Source organism: Frankia sp. CoWAU3 (assembly GCF_977971855.1).
This window is the reverse complement of sequence record NZ_CDWWXB010000011.1, coordinates 14,609-18,964: the sequence shown is the minus strand read 5'-3', so window position 1 is coordinate 18,964 and position 4,356 is coordinate 14,609. Positions and strand designations below refer to the sequence as shown.

Here is a 4,356-nt window from a genome sequence, read left to right as displayed (position 1 = left end):
TTACGGACCGCGGGGCCGGCGGGGTGGTGCGCAGCGACCAGACGATGGCCACGACCAATGTCACCACAATGACACCGAGCGACAGCGCGATCGGCGGGTGCCACACGTCGGTGAGCAACATCTTCACGCCGATGAAGGCCAGGATGAACGCGAGCCCCGTCGCCAGGTGGTGGAAACGTTCCATCAGACCGGAGAGCAGGAAGAACAACGACCGCAGCCCCAGGATGGCCAGGGCGTTGCTCGTGTAGACCAGGAACACCTTGTCGGTCACACCGAGCGCGGCGGGCACCGAGTCGAACGCGAACAGGACGTCGGCGGTCTCGATCACGACGAGGACGGCCAGTAGCGGCGTGGCGACCAGCTTCCCGGCACGCCGAAACACGAAACGCTGCCCCTGATAGTCGTCGGTGACCGGAATGACCTTGCGCAGCAGCGCGACCGCCCTGCTCCGGCCCGGATCCATCTCGACGCCGTCGCCCCGGAGCATCGTGACCGCCGTGTAGAGCAGAAAAGCCCCGAAGACGTAGATGACAAAGCTGAACCGTTCGAGCAGCGCGATGCCGGCCCCGATGAACAGGAAACGGAGCACAAGCGCTCCCAGCACACCGTAGAACAGGACGCGGTGCTGGTAGGCGCGAGGCACCCTGAAATAAGAGAAGATCAGCGCGAAGACGAAGAGGTTGTCGACGGACAGGCTCTTTTCCAGCAGCCACGCGGCGGCGTACTCGCCGGCGGGCCCCGGGCCCTGCCAAGCCCAGATGACACCGGCGAATCCGATGCCCAGCGAGACCCACAGAACGCTCCACCACGCGGCCTCGCGAAAGCCGATGACGTGAGCCCGACGATGTGCCAGCAGGTCGATGGTCAGGAGTGTGAGCAGGACGCCGACGAAGGCGGCCCAAGCCCAGGGGGACACGTACACAGATGATCTCCAACGGAGTCGGGTGCCCGCCGCGGCGGGCGGTCAGCGCCAGAAGCCGCCGGGATGGGCGGGGCGGACCGTGGTGGCGCGCCCGCGCAGCGGGGCGGTCTCCACCGCCTGCTTCAGCTCCACCGGGCCCACCGTTCCGATCAGGCGAAGGCGACCGTCATCCGGGGCGGCGCCAATGACGGCGACGCAGCCCGCGGCCGGCCGCTCCAGAAGCCGGCCGGTGACGTCCGTCAGCTGCTCGTCCGGACGGGCGGTGGCAACCATCTCCAGCGGAATCATGACCCGGTTGATCCGGGCGAGACCTCGATCGTCCATCGGCACTGCGGCGAGGTCACGCAACAGCGCCACCCCGGCGAGGGATCCGTCGAAGTCCTCGACTCCGAACACCGCCCTCCGCGACGGCAGTACAACCTCGTCCAGCGCGCTTGCGACGGTCGTCCAGGCGGACAACGGCGGCGGCGGCGGGCTCATCACGTCCCGGACGGTCAGACCCTCCAGCGCGACGTAGGTCCGCTGCTGCGCCTGGGCGAACCGGGAGGTGCCCAGCGCCAACCAACCCAGCAGGACGGCCCACAGCGCGACGAACCCGACCAGAAACGACCCGACCACCCCGACGGCGATCAGTGACCAGCCAGTGATCACGCCGGCGCGGGCCGCGGCCTGCTCGGCGCGCGCGCGACTGCCAGTGCGGCGCTCCACCCGGGCGGCGATCAGCCGGCCGCCGGAGCTGCGCGGGGAGGGAAGGACGTCAACGAGGGTCACCAGCAGCGCGAAGGTACCCACCCACAGGGCCACCTCGCCGGCCAGTTCCCAGATGCCGGCGGGTGCCAGGGCACCGAGCACGACGAGCAGGGCCCCGGCGGCAGCGGTGACGAGCAGGCCGGCCCGCGCGATCCGCGCCTCGACCTGGGTGCCGACCTGGGTGCCCGTCCCCGGCGTGGGATCGAGGGCCGCCACGGGCGGCGGCGCGAGATCGATACCGTGGAGTGCCGGCTGGTGGGCGGTCGGGTGAGGGGCGGCCGGGTGAGGGGCGGCCGCCACGCCCGCGGAGCGGTCGGGCGCACCGGCCAGGACCAGCCGGCTTCCGAAGGCGCCGAGGGTGATGCCGAGAACGGTCACCCCCGACCGACGGGCCGACCGGGCCCGCATCAGATCGGCGGCCAGCAGGACGCCCACGAGCAAGCCCGCCCCGATCAGACCGCCGGACAGGTAGGCGAATCCGGGCCGGCCGGGCACGGTGGCCGGCAGCGTGATCGCGGAGAGGAGGACAGTGACGATCGCCACCGAGACAGCCAGTCCCGGACGCACCGTGATCGGCGGGAGATGTCCCCGTCGGGTGGCGTCGTGGGTGGTCATGTCCGCTCAGAGCTCCTTTCGCCTTCACCGGGCCGCGGTCACGACCGGGTGTCATACATGCTCAACGCATAGCCTGCCCGTCAACGTCCCAGCAGACACCGCAGGGAGTCCGCGACTTTGCCGACGATTTCGTTGCCGACGATTTCGTTGCCGAGGTTCGGCAACATCGAAGTTCGGCAACATCGAGATTCGGAAACTGTCGGAGGCCTGTGGTGTGCTAGAAGCCGTGAGCACAACGTTCGAACGGCCCACCATCGACATCGAGCGGACGCGGGCGCCGTTTCAGGTCGTGTCCGACTTCTCCCCGTCGGGCGACCAGCCTGCCGCCATCGACGAGCTGGCCCGGCGGGTCGGGGCCGGCGAGTCCGACGTCGTCCTCCTCGGCGCCACCGGCACCGGAAAGTCCGCGACCACCGCGTGGCTGGTCGAGCGCCTGCAGCGGCCGACGTTGGTGATGGCTCCGAACAAGACGCTCGCCGCGCAGCTCGCCAACGAGTTCCGGGAGCTGCTGCCGCACAACGCCGTCGAGTACTTCGTCTCGTACTACGACTACTACCAGCCCGAGGCGTACATCGCGCAGACGGACACCTACATCGAGAAGGACTCCTCGATCAACGAGGAGGTGGAGCGGCTACGGCACTCGGCGACGATGAACCTGCTCACCCGTCGGGACGTCGTCGTGGTCGCGAGCGTCAGCTGTATCTACGGCCTCGGCACACCGCAGGAGTACATCGACCGGATGGTGCGGCTGAGGGTCGGCGACGAGATCGAGCGGGACCTGCTGCTGCGCCGCTTCGTTGACGTACAGTACACCCGCAACGACCTCGCCTTCACCCGCGGGACGTTTCGGGTCCGGGGGGACACGGTAGAGATCTTCCCGGTCTACGAGGAGCTCGCCGTCCGAGTCGAGATGTTCGGCGACGAGATCGAGCGGCTCACCTACCTGCATCCACTGACCGGGGAGGTCGTCCGCGAGGCGGAGGAGATCTACGTCTTCCCGGCCACGCACTACGTCGCCGGGCCGGAGCGGATGGAGCGGGCGATCGCCGGCATCGAGGCGGAGCTCGCCGAGCGGCTGGCCACCATGGAGCGGCAGGGCAGGCTGCTGGAGGCACAGCGGCTGCGGATGCGCACCACCTACGACATCGAGATGATGCGCCAGGTCGGGTTCTGCTCGGGGATCGAGAACTACTCCCGGCACATCGACGGCCGCGAGGCCGGGAGCCCGCCGCACACCCTACTCGACTACTTCCCCGACGACTTCCTGTTGGTGATCGACGAGTCGCACAACACCGTCCCGCAGATCGGCGGGATGTACGAGGGCGACATGTCCCGCAAGCGCAACCTCGTCGAGCACGGGTTCCGGCTGCCCAGTGCCATGGACAACCGCCCGCTGCGGTGGGAGGAGTTCCTCGAGCGCATCGGCCAGACGGTCTACCTGTCGGCGACCCCGGGCCCCTACGAGCTGGGCCGGTCCGTCGACGTCGTCGAGCAGATCATCCGGCCTACCGGCCTGCTCGACCCCGAGGTCGTGCTCAAGCCGACGAAGGGGCAGATCGACGATCTCGTCCACGAGATCCGGCTGCGCGCCGAGCGGGACGAACGGGTCCTGGTCACCACGCTGACCAAGAAGATGGCCGAGGATCTCACCGACTACCTGCTCGAGCTCGGCATCCGGGTGCGGTACCTGCACAGCGAGGTGGACACCCTGCGCCGGGTGGAGCTGCTCACCGAGCTGCGCCGCGGCGAGTTCGACGTGCTCGTCGGGATCAACCTGCTCCGCGAGGGTCTCGACCTGCCAGAGGTGTCGCTGGTGAGCATCCTCGACGCCGACAAGGAGGGCTTCCTGCGCTCGGACAAGTCACTGATCCAGACGATCGGCCGGGCCGCCCGTAACGTGTCCGGGCAGGTCCACATGTACGCGGATGCGATCACCCCGTCGATGCGCCGCGCCATCGACGAGACGAACCGGCGGCGCGAGAAGCAGATCGCCTACAACACCGAGCGCGGGCTGGATCCCCAGCCCCTGCGCAAGAAGGTCGTCGACATCCTCGACGACATGGTTCGCC

At 68.9% G+C, this 4,356-nt stretch carries 3 protein-coding genes; 1 reads left to right on the top strand and 2 read right to left on the bottom strand.

Translation table 11 applies throughout. The features are described 5' to 3' along the window. Both AC08ON_RS02520 and AC08ON_RS02515 read right to left on the bottom strand, forming a co-directional pair. Positions 1-922 (bottom strand): TerC family protein (locus tag AC08ON_RS02520; RefSeq protein WP_476616383.1); only part of this gene is annotated, 922 nt, incomplete at its 3' end. A 42-nt stretch (positions 923-964) separates the two neighbouring features. Next, complete coding sequence (locus AC08ON_RS02515; protein ID WP_476606267.1) at positions 965-2,287, bottom strand: peptidase M50; 1,323 nt, start codon at positions 2,285-2,287, stop codon at positions 965-967. Between the two features lie 226 nt (positions 2,288-2,513). Between AC08ON_RS02515 and uvrB the strand changes: the two genes are divergently transcribed. After that, positions 2,514-4,356 (top strand): excinuclease ABC subunit UvrB (gene uvrB / locus AC08ON_RS02510; protein ID WP_476616382.1); only part of this gene is annotated, 1,843 nt, incomplete at its 3' end.

Bases quoted from the DNA above. Each gene is read 5' to 3' on its own strand.
- AC08ON_RS02515 (WP_476606267.1), bottom strand. From the start codon at position 2,287: ATGACCACCCACGACGCCACCCGACGGGGACATCTCCCGCCGATCACG.